The organism is Cellvibrio sp. PSBB006 (genome assembly GCF_002162135.1).
Taxonomy (GTDB): Bacteria; Pseudomonadota; Gammaproteobacteria; order Pseudomonadales; family Cellvibrionaceae; genus Cellvibrio.
This window is the reverse complement of the sequence record NZ_CP021382.1, coordinates 1,699,445-1,720,516: the sequence shown is the minus strand read 5'-3', so window position 1 is coordinate 1,720,516 and position 21,072 is coordinate 1,699,445. Positions and strand designations below refer to the sequence as shown.

The window sequence follows — 21,072 nt, the reverse complement described above, 5'->3', positions numbered from 1 at the left end:
TAGCTAATACCTGACAGGATATTTAACCTCTGACTTAAGCCTTAACCTTATACCCCGTCTTAAAAATCAGCCAAACCAGAAACAAACACAACAACATAAATAACATGATCATTCCCAGGCTGATGCCGACCTTGACATCAGCGACGCCGTAAAAGCTCCAACGAAAACCACTGATTAGATACACCACCGGGTTAAATAACGTAATCGTTTGCCACAGCGGGGGCAGCATATGAATAGAGTAAAAACTGCCGCCTAAAAATGTCAATGGAGTAACGATCATCATCGGGATCACTTGCAGCTTTTCGAACCCATCCGCCCAGACGCCGATAATAAAACCGAACAAGCTGAAGGTGACGGACGTGAGCACGAGGAAGCCTAGCATCCAGATAGGATGAATAATGGTGAAGTCGACAAACAGGCGTGCTGTGGCGAGAATGATCAAACCGAGGATGATGGATTTGGTGGCGGCGGCACCGACAAATCCGACAACAATCTCCATCGCTGAAATCGGTGCTGACAGAATCTCATACATTGTGCCGGTAAATTTCGGCATATAGATACCGAAGGATGCATTAGAGATACTTTCCGTCAATAACGACAGCATGATCAAACCCGGCACAATAAACGCGCCGTAACTGATGCCATCAATTTCTACCATGCGTGAACCAATAGCTGAACCGAACACAATAAAATATAACGATGTTGATAGCACAGGCGATGCAATACTTTGCATCAAGGTACGCCAGGTGCGCGCTAATTCAAAAATATAAATAGCTTTTATGGCATGAATGTTCATGCGTGTCCTCCCACCAAATTAACGAAGATATCCTCCAGAGAGCTCTGGCTGGTTTGTAAATCCTTGAACTCGATACCCAGTCCACTCAGTTGTCGCAAGAGTCCGGCAATGTCTGCTTCCTGTTGGCTGTCAAAGGTATAAATCAATTGATTGCCATCGGCACTTAACTCCAGTTGATAATGACTCAGTGCAGCGGGAATGTCGGTTAAAGGGTGTTGCAACTGTAAGGACAGTTGTTTTTTCCCAAGTTTTTGCATCAAGGTGTTTTTGTCTTCCACCAGAATGATTTCACCCTTGTTGATGACGCCAATGCGGTCTGCCATCTCTTCTGCTTCTTCGATGTAGTGGGTTGTCAGGATGATAGTGACGCCGTTGTCGCGTAAGCCACGTATCATTTCCCACATATCGCGGCGCAATTCCACATCGACTCCGGCTGTAGGTTCATCAAGAAATAAAATTTGTGGTTCATGGGCCAGGGCTTTGGCAATTAACACTCGTCGTTTCATTCCGCCGGAAAGTGCCATAATCTTGCTGTCTTTTTTGTCCCACAGCGACAGGTCCTTCAGCACTTTTTCCAGCCACGTATCCTTGGGTGCTTTGCCAAATAACCCGCGACTGAACTTCACTGTATCCCATACGCTTTCAAACATACTGACGGATAACTCCTGCGGCACCAGGCCAATCTTCGCGCGTGCTGCGCGATAATCGTGAACAATATCGTGACCATCTGCCAAAACTTGGCCGTTGCCCGGATTGACGATGCCGCAAATAATGCTGATCAGCGTAGTCTTGCCTGCGCCGTTCGGCCCAAGCAGAGCAAAAATCTCGCCGCGACGGATGTCGAGGTTAATGTTACTGAGTGCTTTAAAGCCGGATGAGTAGGTTTTGGTGAGATTATTTACCGAGATGATCGCTTGCACACGACCTCCTTATGTTGGTGGTATATATCGACGAGTAACTTCCAGTACTTTAACGTCCATGTCAATCGCCTTAGTACAATAGGCAGTGACGCGGCAAGGGCAAGCCGACAAGTTCCCATTCGCCATCGGACTTGGCAATCACCATCAGTGGCGAGCTTGTGGCCTCTTCAATACGCCGTCCATCTTTATCCAGTGGGGTTTGCAGAATTTTTACTATGGCGAGACTATCCCTGATGGGCACAATGCTTAACAACTCATAATGCATTCGGTTCTCGGATTGTTGCAGCATAGCAACCGGCAAGCGCGTGATAGATCGCTTTTTACTTGTCGAATCTGCCAAGGGTTTCAGATTGGGTTGTGGTGCTTGATGGCGCGTGCGAAAGATATCTTCAATAGCCTTGATCATGTTGGAGCGTTCATCATCAAACATATTATGGAGCGGCAGTGTGTCAATATGTGTCAGCATGGTTTTCCCTCGATTGCATTATGTTGGTGGGAATGCTAAAACCTCAAGTTAGCTTGAGGTCAATAGGTAAAGCAAAAATGGCAAAGATTGATCCGCAGTATTTTCGTCAGGAACTGAGTGTGGGGGAGGTGGCGAGCCGTAGCGGCGTGGCGGTTTCTGCTGTTCATTTCTATGAATCCAAGGGTTTAATTAAAAGTTGGCGCAACGCCGGCAATCAGCGACGCTATCACCGCGACGTGCTGCGGCGTGTGGCGCTTATCAAGGTTGCGCAACGAACCGGTATTCCACTAGCCTCTATTCGTGATGCTTTGCAGACACTGCCGGATGAGCGCGCGCCTACCGCCGCCGATTGGCGACGCCTGTCTGCCCAGTGGCGACAGGAGCTGAATAATCGTATTCAGCGCCTCACGCAAATGCGTGATCAGTTGAATAAATGTATCGGCTGCGGTTGTTTGTCTTTGCGTGATTGTCCTCTGCGTAATCCCTGGGATGAGCTATCAGCTGAAGGCAGCGGAGCACGCTTGTTGGACCCTGATTAATGTCACATTGCAATGAGTAGTCGAATGGGCATTATCGAATTCGACAGCAGGTAGCGAAGATAAGAAAAATGGTTGTTATGGATTGGACGATCGGTGCCGCTATCCCAGCGGCACTTTGGTCAATTTATGGTTTCGTCCAGCAAAAGACTGCGTTGATCAAAAAACTTCATCAATCAAACGTTTTCGCCAGAATAATGCCGCCCCACATCAGGTTGCGATCACCAGCGCCTTGTTTGATCTCGGAGCTGTGCCCGCGCAACACATAACTCAAGCGATAGCCTTCGGCGAAAGCGATGGTGTATCCCGCCCAGGCTTCGAACACAATCGGATTTAATTCATTGTGATCATAAGTCACCGGACTATCGCGAAATTGTCCTTGTAAAAAGGCGTTATAGGCACGCGCTTTTATCGCCATTCCCGCCCAGAAATAATGTTCGCGGATCGGTCTGGCACTGGTGTTATAGGTAGATTTTTCCCCATAGCTTGCCAGTTCCGGGTTAAATGATGACCAAGGGGTGTGATATTTACCATCGCGAAAACTCAGGCTCCAACTCGCTTCTGTCAGATAACCGACTGATGCTTGCAGCGTGCTTTTCACTTCCATATCACCGAATAGGGTGCCCAGGTATTGCTGTCGGGCTATCGCGTAACGGGCTGTTAATTCACCGCCCTCGCTGATCTGATTATCCCAACCCATGGCTTCGTTGCCATTGAGTTTGTCATGGATGGTGTTTTGAAATTCACCCACCAGATTTAAACCCAGCGCGCCTACAGTCAGTGTCGTTTTCCAGGAAACATTACTGTTCAGGTCCATTTGTTCGCGCGAATTGGACCAATAAATCAGGCTCGCATAGGGCCGATCATCGGGATTTGCAGTGGTGACCGTAATATCTTCCGGGGTGAACCCAAACAGGCCGACTTCAATGCTGTGGTTATCAATACTTTGCGCGGACTGGTTATCAACACCCAGGAGGTGATCAATAGCGCTTAACGGTTTATCCAGAGAAAGCCAGAGCTCCTGCGCCTTGCGGCCCGAGTAGGTAAAGTTGAAGCCGTAGGTGTAATCCTGGTCCCGCCCACCCAGGGCGAGAATGTCATTATCAATCGCCAGGGCCCAACTGGATTTCAGCGGCTCTTTGTATGGCAATAGCACCACCTCTTGATAAGGGCGTTTTTCTTCCTCAATCAATGTGGCAATTTGCAGTGAGTTGTAATCAACCTCTTGGGCAGACACCAGAAGTGGCAGGGAGGCTAGACCCAGGGTGAGTGTTTTGATTGTGAGTCGTAAAAATCTGTTCATCATCAATTCCTTCGGTTACTGCGCAGCTGCCGGCTCTTAGTGGTAGACCGGCAGCCACATGTAAAAATCTGAATGTTTGTTTAGATGACCGGTCGTCTGTAAAAAACCGCACAAATAAAGCCACAAAGTGAGGCGTTGAATTAGGTGTGCTGACACGCAACTGCCATAGGTGCGGCTTACAATTGACTGGTCGTCTTTAAAAGGAGGTAAAAAATTTTACCTGTCAGGGGCGGTTACCGAGGATTTCCGGTAACAACATCAAGAAAGCATTCATCGGCTCACGGCACTTGGAGGCCTTCATGCGCATCAATGTACCTTCCCAGGCATTAAATAAAAATTCCGCCAGTACTGCCGAGGAGATGGTGCTTTTGAGGCTGCCATCCAGGCGGGCTTCTTCCAGGACATCCTCGATAGCCTGCGTGTTGTTACGCAGCATTTGTCGGACTTTCAGGCGAATGACTTCGCTGGAATCTGACATTTCCTGGCACATATTGCCGATAAAACATCCGCCTTTAATACCTTCTTCACATCCGCCAATATTGCCGATAAAGAATCGATTCAGGCGCTCCAGTGGAGGAATGCTGCGGTTGCCGAGCAGATGACGATTGTGTTGAATCCGTTCCTCGGTCACTTTTTCCAGAGCTTCTACGGCGAAGTCTTCCTTGCTTTTGAAGTAGGTGTAAAAAGACCCTTTGGGTACATCGGCAGCATCAACAATATCCTTGATGCTGGTACCGTTATATCCACGGGTCGCCATGACTTGTAAGCCGGCGTCGAGGAGATGGTCTTTTTTCAGTTCACGTTTGCTCATGGGGAAAATATATGACCAGTCGTCTGGTTTGTCAAAGGGTAACTTAGGTCATGTTGTTCTAAGCTACTCCCAAAAAGGAATAGTTAGGATAGCGGCTATTTGTGACGAGCGCGTAAACGCAGGACGGCGGCGGTCTGATCAATCACAAAATCAAACCGCCCTAGGATATCTACGCCCAGCAAACCATCAAACTCGGTCATCTTGTGCATGGGGAGCAGTGCCAGAATATGATGATTAAAAGCCAACTCGTCGATGCGCAAAGTATCCACAGTGAACAGCACACTGTCGACTGTACCGCTGGCGGTATTCAGGCGGATAGGTTTGGTGGATTTAACCAGGAAAGGGTATTTTGCCGTGTACACATTTGACACGCCGCTGAGGGACGCGCCGGTATCCAGCAAAAGGCGCGCCGGATAACCCTCAATGGTGACATTGACCAGGTACTGATTACCAAAGCGGACCAAGGGGATACTCAGCTCATCGGGTAGCGATGTACCGTTCAGCTCGGCCAGAATATCCTCGGCCTGCTGCTGCATCGCCGGATCATTAACCGCCATCATGGCGTGATACTGCGCTTGATAATTGTCTTCCAGTTTTGCGTAAAGTGAAGCGAGGATTACATGAAGTTCGGCGTCGTTGGTATTGAACTCCAGCAGTTCATTGAGCTGGCTCAGCAGCCACTGTGAATTGCCGCTGAGCAGGTTCGGTTTTTGATAAAGCCGCATCAGATATTGGCGAACGTACGCCATGGCCTGTTCAAATTTTAAGGCATCCACCTCGTAGTCCAGATACCGAAACCATGCCTCCAGTGAGGCTTCATGATTATCAATTTTTTCATAGATTTGCGCCAACAAAAGCCAGGCGCGGGCGGATCTCGGTGTTTCTGCGAGGTGGCTTTGCAATAGCCGGATGGCTTCTTCAAAACGGGACAGGGCAATGAGTTGATTAGCCCGCTCCCATGAAAAGACACTCACGGTTGTGTCGGCTTCGGTCTGATGTGGCTCCGTGCCAGTAGGTGCAGGTTTGGATGGTTGGTGATGTGGCTCACGGGGAGCAGAAAGTTGAATGCTCTCGGGAGCAGGGCTGGAGGCCTTGAGGCTATGACGATACTCACTGGCCAGAAAGCCCAGTGCAAAGGCTCCAAGGGTGATACTGATGAACGTGAATCTTGCCATAATCTTGTCCGGTAACTGCCGTGCTCTCCAATGCCGTGAATGAGGCTAATGCCGTAACGTGAAGGGCAAACTATAGTGGATACACACTACAGTTGATACAGACAGCAACGCTGTTGCAGCCTGGAGATATGACAAGCTACCGGATAGAAAGTTGAATTGGATGTCGCCGGTGTATCAGGCTTCCAACGCGTCGAGCCGCTCGATGGTCGAATGGATTTGCTGTTCCATCTCCACCAACAACTGCCCATGTGCGTCATCCAATCCCGCAGCGTGACACGCTTGCACAAGTTCAAGAACGTGCCGCTCGGCCTTGATGCGTTGTTCAAGAATTTGCGTGGTGGTGTCAGAAGATAGCGCCGCTGTTACATGATGAAGAAGCATCTCTCCGGTTTCCCGATCCGGGTCAGGAACCGAGGGCAGGTCGCCCAATGCGCGTATGGCCTGCTCAATACGCTGAATAAATCCCTGGCGTTCTTGCATGATCATGCGCAGTACAGGCGTTATGTGGTCGTCATTCAGATACTCTACCGCGTCCTGACAATGGTCTACCGTTTCGCGACTGGCTACCAGCAGGTCGTTCAGCGCAACTTCTTTGTCGGTGCGTAATAAATTCATCGTGTTACTCCATCAGGGCTGGTTCACGGATTTGTTCAGAGTCCATGGATGAAATCTCAACCGGTTGAGGCCGGATGACTTCCAATGCTTCGGGGATCACTTCAAACAACGCGGGGGTAATATTGACCGGCTCGCCGTCCGCATGGATTTCGCGCAGCCGTGACGTCTTGATGTGGATGCGTCGTCCCGAGGCGGTAAAAATTTTATCGGTCAATCGTTGCTTGCCGCTGCGCAGTAAGGGAGCCAGCGTCAGCAGTTCCCATAAGGTCAATGGTGGCACGCTGTACAAACATAATTTGCCGTCATCAATGGTGGAGTGTTCATCAATCACATTGCCGCCACCGTAGTAGCGGCCATTGCCGACGGCCAGTTGGATAGAGCTGACTCGATAGGGTTTATCGTCCACCGTTATCGTTGCGCGAAATTTGCGATTCTTTTTTAGCGCCGCGAATACCGCAGCCAGATAACTGAACACGCCCCATTGCTTTTTTATCTCCGGTGTCAGTTCGTGAGTTACACGCACCCCGAGGCCGATGTTGGCCGCATTAAAAAAATAATGCCCGTTCACCACGCCCAGATTCATACGGCCGCGGTGATTCTCCACAATTAGTTGAAAGGCTTCCAGCAGATCGCCGCTCATACCTAAAGATCGCGCCAGATCATTGGCGGTACCTAAGGGCAATATGGCAAAAGGTAGCTTATGTTGAAAAAGCGCCGGTGCGGCGGAGCTGATTGTGCCATCGCCACCTCCGAGTATCACCAGGTCGATGTGATGGCGGTGGTCTTCGATCAATTGACAGGTTTCTTGCGCACTTTGCGAGCTTGTCTTGATCAGATTGATGCCTGCGGCTTCCAATAAAGCTATGCCCTCCTGCATATCGGTGTCGCCGCCGGATCGGCTGTTAGGGTTCACAATCAGTAGCGCGGTACGCGATGTATTTGTCATGTTTGATGCTCAGTCGCTAATCCAGATGCCCTTGTGTCAATCAGCTTTCGGTTTCACTTTCCACTTCATGCCGCCTTTGTAGCCATCGTGCCAATAACCAGCACGACAAGGCCCAGGCTGCACCGGCTGTCCAGCCGGCGAGTACATCCGTGGGCCAGTGTACCCCGAGGTATACCCGGCTGAGTCCTACCAGCAAGGTGGCGGTGATGGCCACCAGTAAAATGTAAGCCTTCATACGTTTGCGTCGCTGGACGCGCGCGAGCAGGGCACCCATGGTCAGGAAAGTGCTGGCTGCCAGCATCGAATGCCCACTGGGGAAGCTCGCGGTATAGACGCGCGTATGGTGCGGGACCAGGTCCGGTCGCTCACGGTCTATGGTGTTCTTCAACAACGTACTCACGCCCAATGCACCCAGTGTGGCCACTATTAATACCACGGCCATTCGACGTTTGCCGTCCAACAACAGGTAGCCCACCACTGCAATGGTCAAGAGTGTCAATATGGCATTGCCGCCCAAGGCAGTGATATCACGTCCGATTTCTTCCACCCAGCCTGGGCCGATTGGATCGCTGAGGTCCGCCGGATTGCGCATGCTCAAGAGCAATGCCTGATCGACTTCATGGGTATCGCCTTCCATGACTTCTTCTGCCAATTCCGCAAAGCCCCAAAGCGCTCCCAGGATGGCAAATAATGCCAATAGCACCGGTAATTCATGGCTGCCCAGCCATTGCAATACACCGGCAATGCGGCCCTGGGAGCCGGGTTCCGTCGTTAGAAAGGATGGTTTGTCCGGATTCTCGTTCATCAAATCCCTCGCTATGACTGCGCAAAAACATACATGTCGCGTGATCATATACAGAAATAGCAGGAAAGGTCTGTTGTTTGCCACTCGCTTTGCTTCCTCGGGTGGCTAGATGACACTTTGCTTAAAGCGGTGGGCATGATGTCTTGCGACGAGTGTTGAAGTGGCTATTTGCCAGTGATATCCCAGCGCTGTGGCTGAAGGTGCGTCAGGGCAAAGTTGTGCATACGCGAGCGCGATCCCTCGCCGGTTGCTTTGGGTGGGTAGTAAAGCGGTTTTAAGTCGGGATGTTCGCTCAGTAACTCATCCAGCGCCGCACGGATTTCGCTGAGCATTTTCTCCAGATTGGCATTGAAATCCGGCCGCTTACGAATGGTATGACCCAGCTCCACCAGTCGCAGAAAATACTTGTCCGCCAGTTCAAGCAAGGCGTCCGGCAGCTGGTGATGTTGGCACAAACGCACCTCAGGATGTTGCTGGCAGTAATTCAGCAACGCGGCATAAAAACACAAAGGTTTATTGGCCAAAGGAACTTGTTTGTTGCCTAATGTTAGAGCTTTGTTGGTGAGATCCAGGGTTAAGGTAAGCGGTATGATCTCGGCGGTGTGGTGCTCGGTTACCGGCACAGGCTTACGTTTTAGATAGGGGCGAATCAGTATCAGTAACAAACCGGCCAGGAGCAACGGGTAGCCTGATAACCCGCTGAGCCAGCCCGGCTCCTCGACATGTAAGCTCAGATTGATGGTTTGTTCCGGTGCAATTAACTGCCGAACAATTTCTTGCTTCGGGCTGGTGTGGGTATCAGCCACCACAGTTTGCAAGCTGTGAATACTGACCGGTAGTGACTGCGCGGCAATGGCTTCATTCAATTCCTGTAAATAGTGCAGTACCTGACTGGCGTTGCCCGCCATATTTAATTCGGGGTTTGGCAGGGAAAGGTGCGCAAGATCCAGCGATATACGATTTTCTACCGCGAGGATGCCTCGCTCAATATTGAACTGCCGTTGCAGTGATGCGCCCGAAGAAAAGGCTACCTGTAACACCACATAACTGAACACAAAAAACAGCCAGTGATAACGGGTAAAATGTTTGCGCAGGTAATACATATTATCGCCCCACAAATTGCTCGGGACAGCCTTCAGAAAAATGCAACTGGCCGAAATAGGTTGAAGCCTGTTGTTCGGCAATCGTGGCCAGGTTAGTTTGCAATGCACAAAACAAATCAGTGTTGCGATTATCCATCTTCAAATACCAACTGCTGCCGCTGATGTCGGATTCGCTGATCGGTTGAATATAATTTTCCGAGAAACGTTCGTGGTCATCTTCGGACCAATAACTGGAAATCATATCCACTTGTCCACTGGCTAAGAGCTGTCGCAAACCGGTGTGACTGTGGCTATAAACAATTGTCACCTGATCTTGCAAGCCGAGTGCCTGCAGCATATGCATGGGAATACTATGGCCTGAGCGGCTGGTGGGATAATCGACCAAACCGATACGTCTGCCGATTAAATATTCACGTGATATAACCGGCTTTTCATGCAGTGCAATCAGGTATGCCTGATACTGCGGATAACTGGCCAGCCGTTTGTAGCCGTAGGTTTTTTCTGCATCAAAGGCTTCCACAATATTGTCTTTTGTATTTACCACATCGCCCAGACCTTTGCCGATAAAACTGATTGCCGCTGCTTCGCCGCCCCCCCACCAGGCTTGTACCTGATGATACTGACGCTTGACGACCGCATCTGCACACAGGCGATTGGCAAGGTTGCGTGCAACATATTCCGTGTTGACATACACGGTTAATTTTTTATCAGGCGCATCGGCGCCTGCCACGCAGGTGTAATGCTCTTCAATGATCGAAGGCAGTCGATAGTCCACCGCATTTTGCGTGTCTTTACCCACGTACCACATCAACATGGCGGCGAGAAAAAACAACACAAACGGATAGGTTTTAGGGGCAAGCCATTTCAAGTCGTTCATTGGAAAGTCATCGCGTTGACAAGATCAATTACATAAAAGATCCGTGAGTGCGAACCACCAGCGTCAGGTTGAAACCGGATTGAACGGTTCCTGAACATCGTTAATTAGCAATATTTATTCCCATCCATCACTGGCGGGTAGTAAAAACGCTGATTTCACGTGGGAATTTGCCTTCTCTCACAGATCATGATCAAAAAATGATTGTTTCGCGTTGCAAATCCGGTTTTACCAAACGCTGCCTAATCGTTGTCCGCTCGGACAGGTATTAAAAATCATGGCGTTATTCATCGGTCTGCAAGGCAGATGGGTTAAACGCACCAAAGCGATTCATCTTGCGTGGCTATCAGGGCCATTGGGGGCATTCTCTGGTGCAAAAAAACAACAAAAACAGGTTCAGGTATTTTTCATTCTTTCGCCATCTTCTATTTACATTGGTGCTTAAGCAGTGCGCTAACCCAGACTTATCGCCTTAAATAAGTTTATTTGTCGACTCTAAAACATTGATGTGAAAGATTTATTAACAAGTCATTTTGAATGGCAATAACTCCTTTCTGTCTGTTTCGAATGTATTGACTATGCACGTAATCGGATTCCTCATCGCCCGATGTTGATTGTCAATTCTCATTCGGATATCACCATGATGCGCGTGCAACTGTTTACCAGCCTGCTGTTGTTGACCTTAAGTTCCCAGGCATTTTGTTGGGGTCAGAACGGCCACAGAATTGTGGGCCACATAGCCAACTCCCATTTAACTGAAACTACCCGGAAAGCCATCAAGCCGCTCTTGGCCGGTGATCTCTTGCCGGAAGTCGCCACCTGGGCCGATGAAATGCGATCGGCCCCGGACGATTTCTGGCAAAAAAAATCAGGCCGTTGGCACTACATCAACGTTGAGCAACCTGAGGCATTCGAACCTGAGCACTACCATGTTCCACAGGATAAAGATGATGTTGAGGATATTTATGGCGCGACCCTGAAAGCGATTTCGGTACTTAAATCGCGTCGTGCTCCGCTGGAAGAACAGCAGTTTTATTTTCGCTTTCTGGTGCATCTGGTTGGCGATATTCACCAGCCCCTGCATGCCGGTCACGCCCACGATCGTGGAGGCAATGACATTAATGTGTCTTTTTTTGGTGATACAACCAATCTCCATTCTTTATGGGATACCGGTTTGATTGAATCTCGCCAATTGAGTTATCGGGAATTTGCCGAGTTTATCGATACCCGCGATGCGCAATTTATCAAACGCCACCTCAATTCCTCGCCCGCAGATTGGCTCAAGGAATCCATGGTGTTGAGTAAGTCTGTGTATGCCAGCGGAACCGGTGAATTGGGTTATGCCTACATCTATCAGCAGATGCCGCACGTGGAATTGCGGTTAGTGCAGGCCGGCATACGCCTTGCCGGGCTGCTGAACAGTATCTATGACTCGCGCGCGAAAGTAGGCGTTCATGCGACGCCTGCATTGACCGTGAAAGTCGCAGAGCCAAAGCGCCCATAAAAAACACCATAAGAACACCACAACAACAGCGCCCTGTAATGATGAACAACATTAAACCAACACACATGAGTCAAGGGGAATTAATCATGCAACATTCGCCATCGAGTACGCGGAGTATGATGAAGAAGCGTGCGCTTTGTCTGGCCATTAGTGCCGGGTTATCCGGCTACGCGTTCGCACAGGACACTACCTCGTCAATCCTCGGCAAGATTACCAGTCCGACCGGTTCACCGGCGACGCAAACCAGGGTGATCATCGTTCACCAACCCTCGGGTACGGTGAGTGAAGTTGTCACCAACGAAACCGGCGCTTACAGCGTAAAAGGTTTACGTGTTGGCGGACCTTATCAGGTAACGATTGATTCCGAGGTTTATCGTGATGCGCAATTGAATAACCTGTATTTGCAAGTGGGAAAAACCTTGCGGCTTGATCAGCAACTGGAAGATCAGGTACTGGAAGAAGTGCTGGTCATGGGAGCGGTAATTAATTCCACCACCACCGGTGCCAGCTCTGTGTTCAGTGAAGATGATATTCGCAATGCACCTTCATTCAACCGCGATATTAAAGATATTGTGCGCAACAACCCTATGGCCATCGTGGATGAAGATGGCAACCTCAGCATCGCCGGTAATAACCCGCGCTATAACAGTATCACTGTGGACGGTATCGGGCAGAACGATGACTTCGGTTTGAACTACGGCGGCTATCCCAGCCAGCGCCCGCCGGTATCTTTGGATGCTGTAAGTCAGATCAGTGTGGATACCTCACCCTTTACCGCCAAGGTCGGTGGATTTTCCGGTGGCTTGATCAATGTGGTGACCAAATCCGGTACCAATGAATTACATGGCTCTTTGTTCTACGAAGGCATGGACAGCAGCTTTGCCGGCGATCCGGAAGGAGAGGGTGATGTAGAGCTGGGTGATGAAAGTACTTTCGGTTTTACCGTCGGCGGCCCGCTGATGCAGGATAAAGCCTTCTTCTTTGTCTCCTATGAAAACTTTAACAGCACGCTGGCCAAACTTTATGATGTGGATGGCAGCGGTGCAAATACCAGCAATATCTCCGCAGCAGATTATCAACGCTTTACCCAAATCCTGAACGACACCTATGGTTTCACAGATTCTGTCGCCGGTGGTGTAGAAGAGAACGATGAAAAAATTCTGGTGAAGTTCGATGTCAATCTGGCTGATGGTCATCGCATGGACTTCAGTTACCAGGTGCAGGATAACGAAGAGGATCGCAACAGTTCCGATCAAGACTATCAGTTGCGTATGGCATCCAATGCATACACGTTGAAAACGGAAACCACCACCTACGTATCCCATCTGTTTTCTGATTGGACTGATGCGTTCTCCACTGAAATTGGTTTGTCCTATAAAGATCTGACGACGCGTTCCAATACCAATTCGGGTCTGGGGCAAGTAACCGTGGATGTCGGGTCAGATGAAATTATTTTTGGACGCGATCGTTACCGCCACGCCAATATCGCCGATACATCCACATTGATATTAAATATCGACGGTAATTATTTACTTGGCGATCACGACATTAAATTTGGTTACCAGGGCGAACGCCTGCGTTTGTATAATCTCTTTGGTGACAGTACCGCTGGTGTATGGACGTTTGATTCGCTTGACGATTTTGAAAACAGATCACCTTCTTTCCTTTCTTACCGCAATGCTTACACCAACAATGCTGAGGATCTTGCCTATGGCATCGAGCGCTTCACTCACTCCCTCTATGCAGAAGACACCTGGACGGTAACGTCCGATCTTACCCTGACGTTTGGCCTGCGTTACGAACAATTGGCAACGGATGATGTACCGCCGGAAAACGCTAATTTTGTAGAAACATACGGTTACAGCAACACCGAAAATCTCGACGGGCTGGATATCCTGTTACCGCGCTTCAGTTTTAACTGGGATTTGAATGACACCATGACATTGCGTGGCGGCGTAGGGCGTTACAGTGGTGGTAAACCTAATGTATGGACAGCGAACTCTTTCACCAACGACGGTATTACTCTGGTGTCGGCCCCGACGAGTGTAACCAATGCTGTCATTGCTGATCCCGACAATGTCAATTTCACCGATGTGCCTCAGGCAGTCAGAGATGCGATGACGCCGGGTAGCGGCAGCACCAACTACATTGATCCGGATTACGAACTGGAATCCGATTGGCGCTTTCAATTGGGATGGGATCAGGAACTGACCATTCCCTGGGTTGGCGATGGTTTCCTGTGGAGTACGGAATTTAATTACAGCAAAAAAGAAAATTCTTCGTTCTGGGTTGATACCTCGCGCGTGGAAGCCGGGCGTACCGCTGATGGTGAGCGCATTATCTATGAAAGTATCTATACGGGTGATCTCGCCAGCAATTATGACTTGATGTTGACCAATGCCGATGACGACGGGCGCAGCATCATCTGGACCACCAATCTGCAAAAGGATTGGCAAAACGGTTTCAGCCTGTTTATGGCTTACACCAATCAGGATATTACTGAGGCCAACCCCGGCACCAGTTCAACGGCCTCGTCCAATTACCAATACAATGTTGCACTCAATCGCAACGAAGAATTGGTGGGCACCGGTTATTACGAAGTAGAGCATCGCTTCCTGATCAACTTCGGTTATGCCGCGAACTGGTTCGGTGATAACGAAACGCGCTTCAATTTATTTTACGAACGTCGCTCCGGACGGCCATTCAGTTGGACGCTGGGTGCGTTTAATGATTACGATTTTGGCGACCAACGTGACTTTTCCAACAGCGATGTCTACCTGCCGTACATTCCCAGTGGTGCTGACGATCCGAACATCGATTGGGCTGGCAGCGGCTTGAGTTATGCGCAGATGGCAGAGTTGGTCGATGCAGCAGGACTGAGTGGTTATGCTGGTGGTTATGCGCCCAAATACTCCTCAACACAACCCTGGATTACCGAACTGGATTTCAGTATCCAGCAGGAAATTCCTGGTTTTGCCGATGGTCACAAAGGCATGATTTACCTCACCATTGATAACCTGTTGAATCTTATCGACAGCGACAAAGGCAAGGTGCGTCGTATGGAATTCCCACAGCAAATCTTGTGGGATTACGATGTCAACCCGGTCACCGGCCAATATCAATACGATGAACGCTTTGGTGGTTCTGATACAAGCAACTGGAGCGAATATATTCCAGAAGCGTCTACCTGGCGTTTGAAAGTTGGCCTTCGCTATAGTTTTTAAAGCGCTAGCCAGCGATATTATTCAGTGAGTCTACTCCATGAGTTTGAGCGGGTTAGCCCGCTCATTTTTTTGTTGGTTATATGAGCATATAGGCCAATCAAGGTTGCTGATAACCCGATGGCTGAAATTGCAATGTTCCGGTGCGCGGATCGCTAGTAAAAAAGAATCCAACGTAATTTTTTTGAACGGGATGGTAAATAGTCCAACTGTGCACGACGTATTTCTTCACTGTCGTTTTTTATCAAGCGCCCTTCGATAGTCAGCGCCGCCATACTTTGTGAGCCCGTATTGGTTACTTCGACCTCGACCAGATAGCCGTTGTCGATCTCGCTTATTTTTACCGGATTAAAAATAACGTCAGGTGGTGATTCGGTTTCAACGATAGCGGTCCACCCTAGATAGGCGAACCCGGCCAGAAGCAATAATAAGCCGCACCCGCCCAGCACTTTTTCCCATGTGGGTGTGTTTGCTTCGCTGGTTTGTTCATTGACATTGTCCATTTTGAATCCTGCCATATAAAATTCTGACGAACTAACGCATTATCTATCATAGGATCATTCGTGAAGCGGCGGCCCCGATTCCCGCAGGAAACCCGAGAACGATGATGCCCTTAACGGCGTTATAAAAACTTTTGTCTGCCAGGCTTTCGAATACCCACAGCATAAAAAAGCTGATCAGAAAAGCGATCAGATAACCACTCGACGTTATTCGAACAAAAATTCCCCAATGAATCGGCCAGCTACTTAACTGGGTGGGCGAGCATCTGGAACTGGCAACAGCAAAAGCATGCATAACAATCAGTGTGAGCAACAGTAAAACCAATGCATGCCATGTCGTCATCTTGTAAGACAACAGAACCATCTCTTCGGTGGGCGCCAGATTAAAAGCTAAAAATAGCGCTCCGGTAGCGAGAATGGTTAAATCATCTTTGTAATTGCGGCCTTCTTTTTCTTGAGCGTCGTCTTCAGATTTGCTTCCTTCGCTCACAATATTGCGTGCGAGCAGGGCGCCGAGGCTTCCCGGTACTGCTTGGAGCAGCAAGATTGAATACGCAGACCCCGGATCCATATCCCATTGGATTACACCTAGGGCAGAAAGAACGATACCTGTAGTCAGGAAGGCAACGGCATAGGACACCAGCACATCTATTGCGTTATCCCAAAAGGTTTTGCTCCTTCGAAAACCGATCATCGTCGAAATGCGATAGAACAAGGGCAAGCTGAACAGGATAAGACAAGCCAGACGCAACGGGCTGATATAAAACCCGATCCACCACATTTCCATTGTCATCATCATCGGCAAGCTGAAGATGATGGACCCTCCAATCGCTCTGCCGAGTCCCATCCACATAGGCGTGCGTTCTTGATCCGTCATGGGTGTGAGTTACACGATAAGGTGCTGGTGTCGAGTTGTACGTTAATTTAACGCTTCGCTGTTTTGTCGTCGCCGGCTGAGCGCGCCAAAAACGCCTGGGTCAATTCAGGCAGGTTTTCTTTTAACCATTCAGCCATCGCGATTTCCTGGGGCAATATTTGTTCGCAGGCTCGTTGCGTTTCGGTATCGCCCACCGCTTTGGCTGCCGCGATAAGTACGGTGTAAGAAGCAATTTCCATATGCTCAAAGACGTACCCGCTCATGGCGCCCTTTACGACTTCATCGTTAACCATCATGCCGGAAACCGATTGCCCGAACGCGATCAGTTTGGCAGACATATCTTTAATGGTAGAAGGGCTGCTGTCTAATCGCTCGATACAGGCTCTGAGCAGCTTCTGCTGTCCGTAAGTTTCTTCGATATGTTGCTCAATACGTGCTTTTAATTTGGGATAGTGCTCCAACCGTTCCGCTTGTCCTTTCAGCATCTTTTCAGCCTGCTCTTCCATTGCGTGCGCATCGCGGAGCCAGTCGATTAAATTTTCACTTGGGGTGTTCGTCATCTTCTTTTCTCCTTTTGAAATAGTATTTAAGTAAAAGTAAGGACCTGTATTTAAAAAAATAATTGCACGATTAAATGCTTGGTCATCGGTCTTTGGCGATGATAATCAGAAGCAGGCATATATGATCTGTTGGCTGCTTAACAGAATCTGTCATTTTTATTGCGAATGAAAAGGGTTCTTCAATATAAAGGGGGCATGAAAGCTCTTCTATGGTTCTTCATGTACTGGTTGACATGAAAATACAGGCGCTGGGCGTAAAGAATTTTCTTGTATGGCGCTGGTCTGAATAACATGTATTGATGAACAGGAACCAAAATCCATGAAAAAGACAACCGCTGATACCCGTAGTTTTGCTGATGATCCTCAGCGCAATCCGAAGCGGGATGATATTCAGGATGAAGGGCCACGAGAACTCTTCCTTAATAATCCCGAGCATCCATTGAAGGTGGCAGTGAGGCAAGGTAAGCATCCGACCCCCGAAGATCCGTTGCCAACTGAGGCGCCTGAACCTTTGTATCATCCGCATTCGACACCTAAAACAAGAAAGAACGAATGACGTGAGGATGGCGTTTCCAATACCGATTTCGCTTTTTGTACCATCCATAGAACAATGCGACCGCTAACAGTAGTTCCGCCAAATCACCGCCGTAGTACATAAGCTGTGCAGCGGACTGAATGGCTTCAACGGTATAGGTTTGATTGTTATAGAGTGACACGCTGGGCCACAGATTGATGTACATCAGCTTTGCCAGGTAACCATGAGCAGCAATTCCCAAAAACAGGGCTAAGAGACGTACGTGCAATGACGCGCGGTATGGGCTGTTGTCGCGACCTGCTATTGACCAGCAATATAGATAACCCGCCACAAAAAAGTGCACATGGATAAACACATGAAGCCAGATATTTGTCAGGCTCGCCTAGTATAGCGACGTCATGTATAGCAAATACATCACGCCTATGTTGAGCAGGAGCGTGGTAAAAGGATGGCTGATCCACACTGCCATCCGACTGCGCAAACAACAACTGCAGAAGCGTGCTGTGCGAACCGGGAGGTTACGTAATAATAAGGTAATAGGTGAAGCCATCACCAAGGCTAATGGCGCAAACATACCGAGCAATAAGTGTTGTAGCATATGTCCGCGAAGATCGTGGTGTGCCCAAGTCAAGATGGGTGGACAAAAGGCTAGGGCCAACAAACCGGTTCCAATCATGAAAGAGCCAGTTCGTTTTATTTTCCATGACCGTAGTTCAGGTTGAACCACATGTGCTGCAAATATATAGAGCGCGGTTAACAAACCGAGCGCTAGCCAGATCGATAATGACAAAGACAAATTACCATTATGCATGGGCGGGATGATTTAGATCTTGAGGCAGGGGTGTCGCGCACGCCGCAGCAACAGAACGCCGACAATAATCAACGCGAAGCCCACCAAATTCCACATAATATCGTAAGGCAAAAGGGGCACTTCGTAGCGTATCTGGTGCAAACGTAAAACTTTGTGATTAATAATCCCGTCAAAAACCTGAAAGCTTCCCGAACCCAGAAATCCTCCGGCCCAAGTGTGCGTCAGGTGTAGCGCATTGTGCTGACGCAGATCCAGTATTATAAAAAACCGGCTACCAGCGCAACAATTTCTCCTGCGTGCAGCAGCCCGTCCGATAGTAAACCGATCGCCGGGGTGGCACCATCATAAAAGTGATGCCACCCCAATAGCTGATGAAAAATTATTTCATCAACGGCGGCCATCAGTCCTATACCAATGAGCACGCCACCCCAGCGGGATCGAGGAAAGTTTCGCATAATCAGCTCGCACGTTCCTGCTTCTGCTGTCTACGACAACCGCATTATGCCCTGTTCGCGCACACTCTCTTCGTACCACTGTTTCACAGTTTCAAGATGAACATTTTCCTGCTGCAAGGCATGGCGAAATTTGTCGGCCATATCACTCAAGCCCATATCTTCGGCCAGTTTTATCAGCAACTCCCACGCAGCATTATCCGTTAACTCAATGGATAACATAGCTTCCAGGCTTTGGCTAACGGATGTGCGTGGGTCCATAATGACTTTCATTAGCCCCGATGCTGCTACACCGGACGCATCGGCATCTGGCGTCTGTGCTGTCAGGTCGCCACCCAGGGTTTCCATGCATTCCACCAATAAATAAAAATGTTCGGCTTCCTGGTCATGGAATTCCTGTAGTTTTTCCAGTGGGAGCTTTAAGCCATCCATACTATTGGCTGCCATGTGTTCACATTTCAAAATAAGTTGCTCATAAATGCGTACACCACTGCGTTCAAATGCCAGGCGTTCCCCAAGTTTATTTAAAAACACTTCTGGATGATGACCAGTTAACATCTTGGTAGCAGACTTTACGACACCTTTTACCGTTCCCGGCATGGGCACAGAACCAAGAGGATCGTCATTATCCAGATAAAATTGTTCCAATAGTGTGAGGTTGGTATAGCCATCTGCGCCATCAAGTTTCAGTTTTTTACTGCCCTCGATCATTTCTTTGCTGAGAATAGGCGACATATCGATGCCAGTTTTATTGCTGCCCATTTTGGTATTCGGTTCCATAATGTATTCCTCTTCAATTTATCTAGTCAGGAAAGAGTCTGGTTATGCGATTTTTTTGCTCAGTTCGGTTCCTGGCTGCCAGCGGTATTGTTCAGCAACCATTTCAGAAGGCGAACCGGTAGAGTTGAGATGATCGCGATAATCTTTTGATTTCTGGCTTTCCTGGCTCTTATCAACGTAATCCGGACCTTTTGCACGCAGATTAATTTCTTCTGTTAGCACTTGCCGCACAAAATCCCGTTGGCTTTCATAGGAAATAGGATCGGGCAGAGCATCCGGTAATATTTCGGCGGGGTCGCGACGCTCGTATTTTTTGAATAGCTCTGTGACAACATGCAGATGGCCTAACTCGTAATCCAGAAAGCGTTCCCAGATAGCTTTAATGCGCGGGTTAGTCTCTGCCGCTACGCAGCTGTAGTAGTTGTAAACTTCATTTGCTTCATACAACAACCATTTTTCCAGCCAGGTTTCGTTCGGGTCAATGATGGAGCCGTACTGGGTTACATGTTGTTCCTCGATCGACGCGATTTCGGCATACAACGCGCGCGCAACCGGATCGCTGAACGTTGGCCCGATATTCATGTAGTAATCGCGTGTTTGATATTCACCGGAGAAAATTGTCAGCGCATTGAGTTTGGATACCGGAAAAGCGGCTTTGTGATCGTAGTGATGGCGTAAATCATCTTCTGGCGCACGGTGTTCTTCAACCGTCGGTCGGCCTGGCAGAATATCCGTGTAACTCTGGAGAATATTGTTGGCATCTTTCCCTTCCACCCGATCCATCAGCGCAGAATAGCGATACATGTGATCAAAGTCTTCGAGCAAACCGTAGCGGTAAGTTTGCGCCAGATACTCATCCGGTTCTTGTTGCGCAATCGCAGCGGTAACTTCAATCGCGACCTGCTCGTAGCCTATGGTTGTTTCCAGCGGTGAGTGATCAGAGCCGATGAGCCAGTTAATCATCGTTTGTTGATGATGCTCGACACGACGAATTTCTGCGAGCGGGAGGCGCAGGTTGCCGTTGAATTGTCCGCACATGTGTTGGAAGCGGTTTACCTGCTGTTCAATACCATTCATCAGGATGACGCGAACTCTCGTAAATGCGTCGTCGTCCAGCTTACTCAGTGGCTTGATGGCGAGCTCCCGCCAGGTAAATTTTTGTCGTTCTAACGGCGTTCCACGGTTATCAAACAATTTTATACTCATAGTGTGACCCTCAGATATAAAGAACAAGGGAATTAAATAACAGTAGGTTCTGTTGAGATCTGCTCATTGCAATGGACATACCACGTCACACATTTTATTTCTGTAGTTGAAAAGTGATTTTTTTTAATTTTGTGCGTCAGTGAAGAGTCTGGCGCCGATGTTTTTACAACGTCACTGTAAATTTTACAGACATGGATCGCCGGGCTGGTATAAAAGTAAGAACGCAGCTGGACAATCTGGTGAATACAAACGAAGCGCTGCGTTATCCAGGTAATT

At 48.8% G+C, this 21,072-nt stretch carries 21 protein-coding genes and 2 pseudogenes; 5 read left to right on the top strand and 18 right to left on the bottom strand.

The features are described from left to right. Window positions 1–34: 34 nt before the first annotated feature. From CBR65_RS07165 to CBR65_RS07155, 3 genes are all read right to left on the bottom strand, one after another. The gene (locus CBR65_RS07165) at window positions 35–796 is read right to left on the bottom strand and encodes an ABC transporter permease (RefSeq protein WP_087466223.1); all 762 of its coding nucleotides are present in this window, start codon (window positions 794–796) and stop codon (window positions 35–37) included. Next, entirely contained in the window at window positions 793–1,716 is a 924-nt protein-coding gene (locus CBR65_RS07160; RefSeq protein WP_087466222.1) for an ABC transporter ATP-binding protein, read from the bottom strand. The genes CBR65_RS07165 and CBR65_RS07160 overlap by 4 nt, the downstream gene beginning before the upstream one ends. Before the next feature lie 70 nt (window positions 1,717–1,786). Continuing rightward, complete coding sequence (locus CBR65_RS07155) at window positions 1,787–2,182, bottom strand: hypothetical protein (RefSeq protein ID WP_087466221.1); 396 nt, start codon at window positions 2,180–2,182, stop codon at window positions 1,787–1,789. 77 nt (window positions 2,183–2,259) lie between these two features. On the opposite strand from CBR65_RS07155, the gene soxR reads away from it, so the two are divergent. Further along, window positions 2,260–2,721: a redox-sensitive transcriptional activator SoxR gene (gene soxR / locus CBR65_RS07150; protein WP_087466220.1), complete on the top strand. Its 462-nt coding sequence runs from the start codon at window positions 2,260–2,262 to the stop codon at window positions 2,719–2,721. Between the two features lie 169 nt (window positions 2,722–2,890). On the opposite strand, the gene CBR65_RS07145 is transcribed toward soxR, so the two are convergent. From CBR65_RS07145 to CBR65_RS07110, 8 genes are all read right to left on the bottom strand, one after another. Beyond that, a complete protein-coding gene (locus CBR65_RS07145; protein WP_232461378.1) occupies window positions 2,891–4,021 on the bottom strand; it encodes a lipid A deacylase LpxR family protein in 1,131 nt (376 codons plus the stop codon). A gap of 223 nt (window positions 4,022–4,244) precedes the next feature. Next, window positions 4,245–4,832, bottom strand: coding sequence for a TetR/AcrR family transcriptional regulator (locus CBR65_RS07140; RefSeq protein WP_087466218.1), 588 nt, complete (start codon window positions 4,830–4,832; stop codon window positions 4,245–4,247). Window positions 4,833–4,927: 95 nt separating this feature from the next. Beyond that, complete coding sequence (locus CBR65_RS07135) at window positions 4,928–6,007, bottom strand: aspartyl protease family protein (RefSeq protein WP_087466217.1); 1,080 nt, start codon at window positions 6,005–6,007, stop codon at window positions 4,928–4,930. 174 nt (window positions 6,008–6,181) lie between these two features. After that, window positions 6,182–6,622: a DUF2383 domain-containing protein gene (locus CBR65_RS07130; RefSeq protein WP_087466216.1), complete on the bottom strand. Its 441-nt coding sequence runs from the start codon at window positions 6,620–6,622 to the stop codon at window positions 6,182–6,184. A gap of 4 nt (window positions 6,623–6,626) precedes the next feature. After that, on the bottom strand, window positions 6,627–7,568 hold the full coding sequence (locus CBR65_RS07125; RefSeq protein ID WP_087466215.1) for a lipid kinase: 942 nt from the start codon (window positions 7,566–7,568) through the stop codon (window positions 6,627–6,629). A gap of 40 nt (window positions 7,569–7,608) precedes the next feature. Further along, window positions 7,609–8,373, bottom strand: coding sequence for a phosphatase PAP2 family protein (locus tag CBR65_RS07120; protein ID WP_087466214.1), 765 nt, complete (start codon window positions 8,371–8,373; stop codon window positions 7,609–7,611). 164 nt (window positions 8,374–8,537) lie between these two features. Then, on the bottom strand, window positions 8,538–9,476 hold the full coding sequence (locus CBR65_RS07115; protein WP_087466213.1) for a hypothetical protein: 939 nt from the start codon (window positions 9,474–9,476) through the stop codon (window positions 8,538–8,540). A gap of 1 nt (window position 9,477) precedes the next feature. Further along, a complete protein-coding gene (locus tag CBR65_RS07110) occupies window positions 9,478–10,353 on the bottom strand; it encodes a PhnD/SsuA/transferrin family substrate-binding protein (protein WP_087466212.1) in 876 nt (291 codons plus the stop codon). A gap of 274 nt (window positions 10,354–10,627) precedes the next feature. Here CBR65_RS07110 and CBR65_RS22035 point away from each other — a divergent pair, with 274 nt between their 5' ends. From CBR65_RS22035 to CBR65_RS07100, 3 genes are all read left to right on the top strand, one after another. Continuing rightward, a complete protein-coding gene (locus CBR65_RS22035) occupies window positions 10,628–10,795 on the top strand; it encodes a hypothetical protein (protein ID WP_157672003.1) in 168 nt (55 codons plus the stop codon). A gap of 195 nt (window positions 10,796–10,990) precedes the next feature. Further along, window positions 10,991–11,854: a S1/P1 nuclease gene (locus tag CBR65_RS07105; RefSeq protein ID WP_087468963.1), complete on the top strand. Its 864-nt coding sequence runs from the start codon at window positions 10,991–10,993 to the stop codon at window positions 11,852–11,854. Window positions 11,855–11,970: 116 nt separating this feature from the next. Further along, window positions 11,971–15,078 (top strand): TonB-dependent receptor, encoded by a 3,108-nt coding sequence (locus tag CBR65_RS07100; RefSeq protein WP_232461377.1) that lies wholly within the window; start codon window positions 11,971–11,973, stop codon window positions 15,076–15,078. Window positions 15,079–15,230: 152 nt separating this feature from the next. Here the strand turns inward: CBR65_RS07100 and CBR65_RS07095 are convergent, their stop codons facing one another. The 3 genes from CBR65_RS07095 to CBR65_RS07085 are packed head-to-tail and all read right to left on the bottom strand — an operon-like array spanning window position 15,231 to window position 17,012. Then, on the bottom strand, window positions 15,231–15,578 hold the full coding sequence (locus CBR65_RS07095; RefSeq protein WP_087466210.1) for a hypothetical protein: 348 nt from the start codon (window positions 15,576–15,578) through the stop codon (window positions 15,231–15,233). 46 nt (window positions 15,579–15,624) lie between these two features. After that, window positions 15,625–16,452, bottom strand: coding sequence for a TIGR02587 family membrane protein (locus CBR65_RS07090; protein WP_087466209.1), 828 nt, complete (start codon window positions 16,450–16,452; stop codon window positions 15,625–15,627). Window positions 16,453–16,499: 47 nt separating this feature from the next. Beyond that, on the bottom strand, window positions 16,500–17,012 hold the full coding sequence (locus tag CBR65_RS07085) for a ferritin-like domain-containing protein (protein ID WP_087466208.1): 513 nt from the start codon (window positions 17,010–17,012) through the stop codon (window positions 16,500–16,502). Between the two features lie 319 nt (window positions 17,013–17,331). On the opposite strand from CBR65_RS07085, the gene CBR65_RS22030 reads away from it, so the two are divergent. Next, window positions 17,332–17,568 carry a hypothetical protein gene (locus CBR65_RS22030; RefSeq protein ID WP_157672002.1) on the top strand — a complete coding sequence of 79 codons (237 nt, stop codon included), beginning with the start codon at window positions 17,332–17,334 and terminating at the stop codon, window positions 17,566–17,568. Here the strand turns inward: CBR65_RS22030 and CBR65_RS22690 are convergent. The 4 genes and pseudogenes from CBR65_RS22690 to CBR65_RS07055 form a co-directional block, all read right to left on the bottom strand. Next, window positions 17,546–18,358, bottom strand: a pseudogene (locus CBR65_RS22690) (cytochrome c oxidase assembly protein). The gene CBR65_RS22030 and the pseudogene CBR65_RS22690 overlap by 23 nt on opposite strands. Window positions 18,359–18,370: 12 nt before the next feature. Beyond that, window positions 18,371–18,759 (bottom strand): annotated as a pseudogene (locus CBR65_RS22685) (DUF2243 domain-containing protein). Window positions 18,760–18,843: 84 nt separating this feature from the next. Then, window positions 18,844–19,590: a ferritin-like domain-containing protein gene (locus CBR65_RS07060; protein ID WP_087466204.1), complete on the bottom strand. Its 747-nt coding sequence runs from the start codon at window positions 19,588–19,590 to the stop codon at window positions 18,844–18,846. Window positions 19,591–19,632: 42 nt separating this feature from the next. Further along, window positions 19,633–20,796, bottom strand: a complete 1,164-nt coding sequence (locus CBR65_RS07055) for a hypothetical protein (RefSeq protein ID WP_087466203.1) — start codon at window positions 20,794–20,796, stop codon at window positions 19,633–19,635. Between the last annotated feature and the right edge of the window lie 276 nt (window positions 20,797–21,072).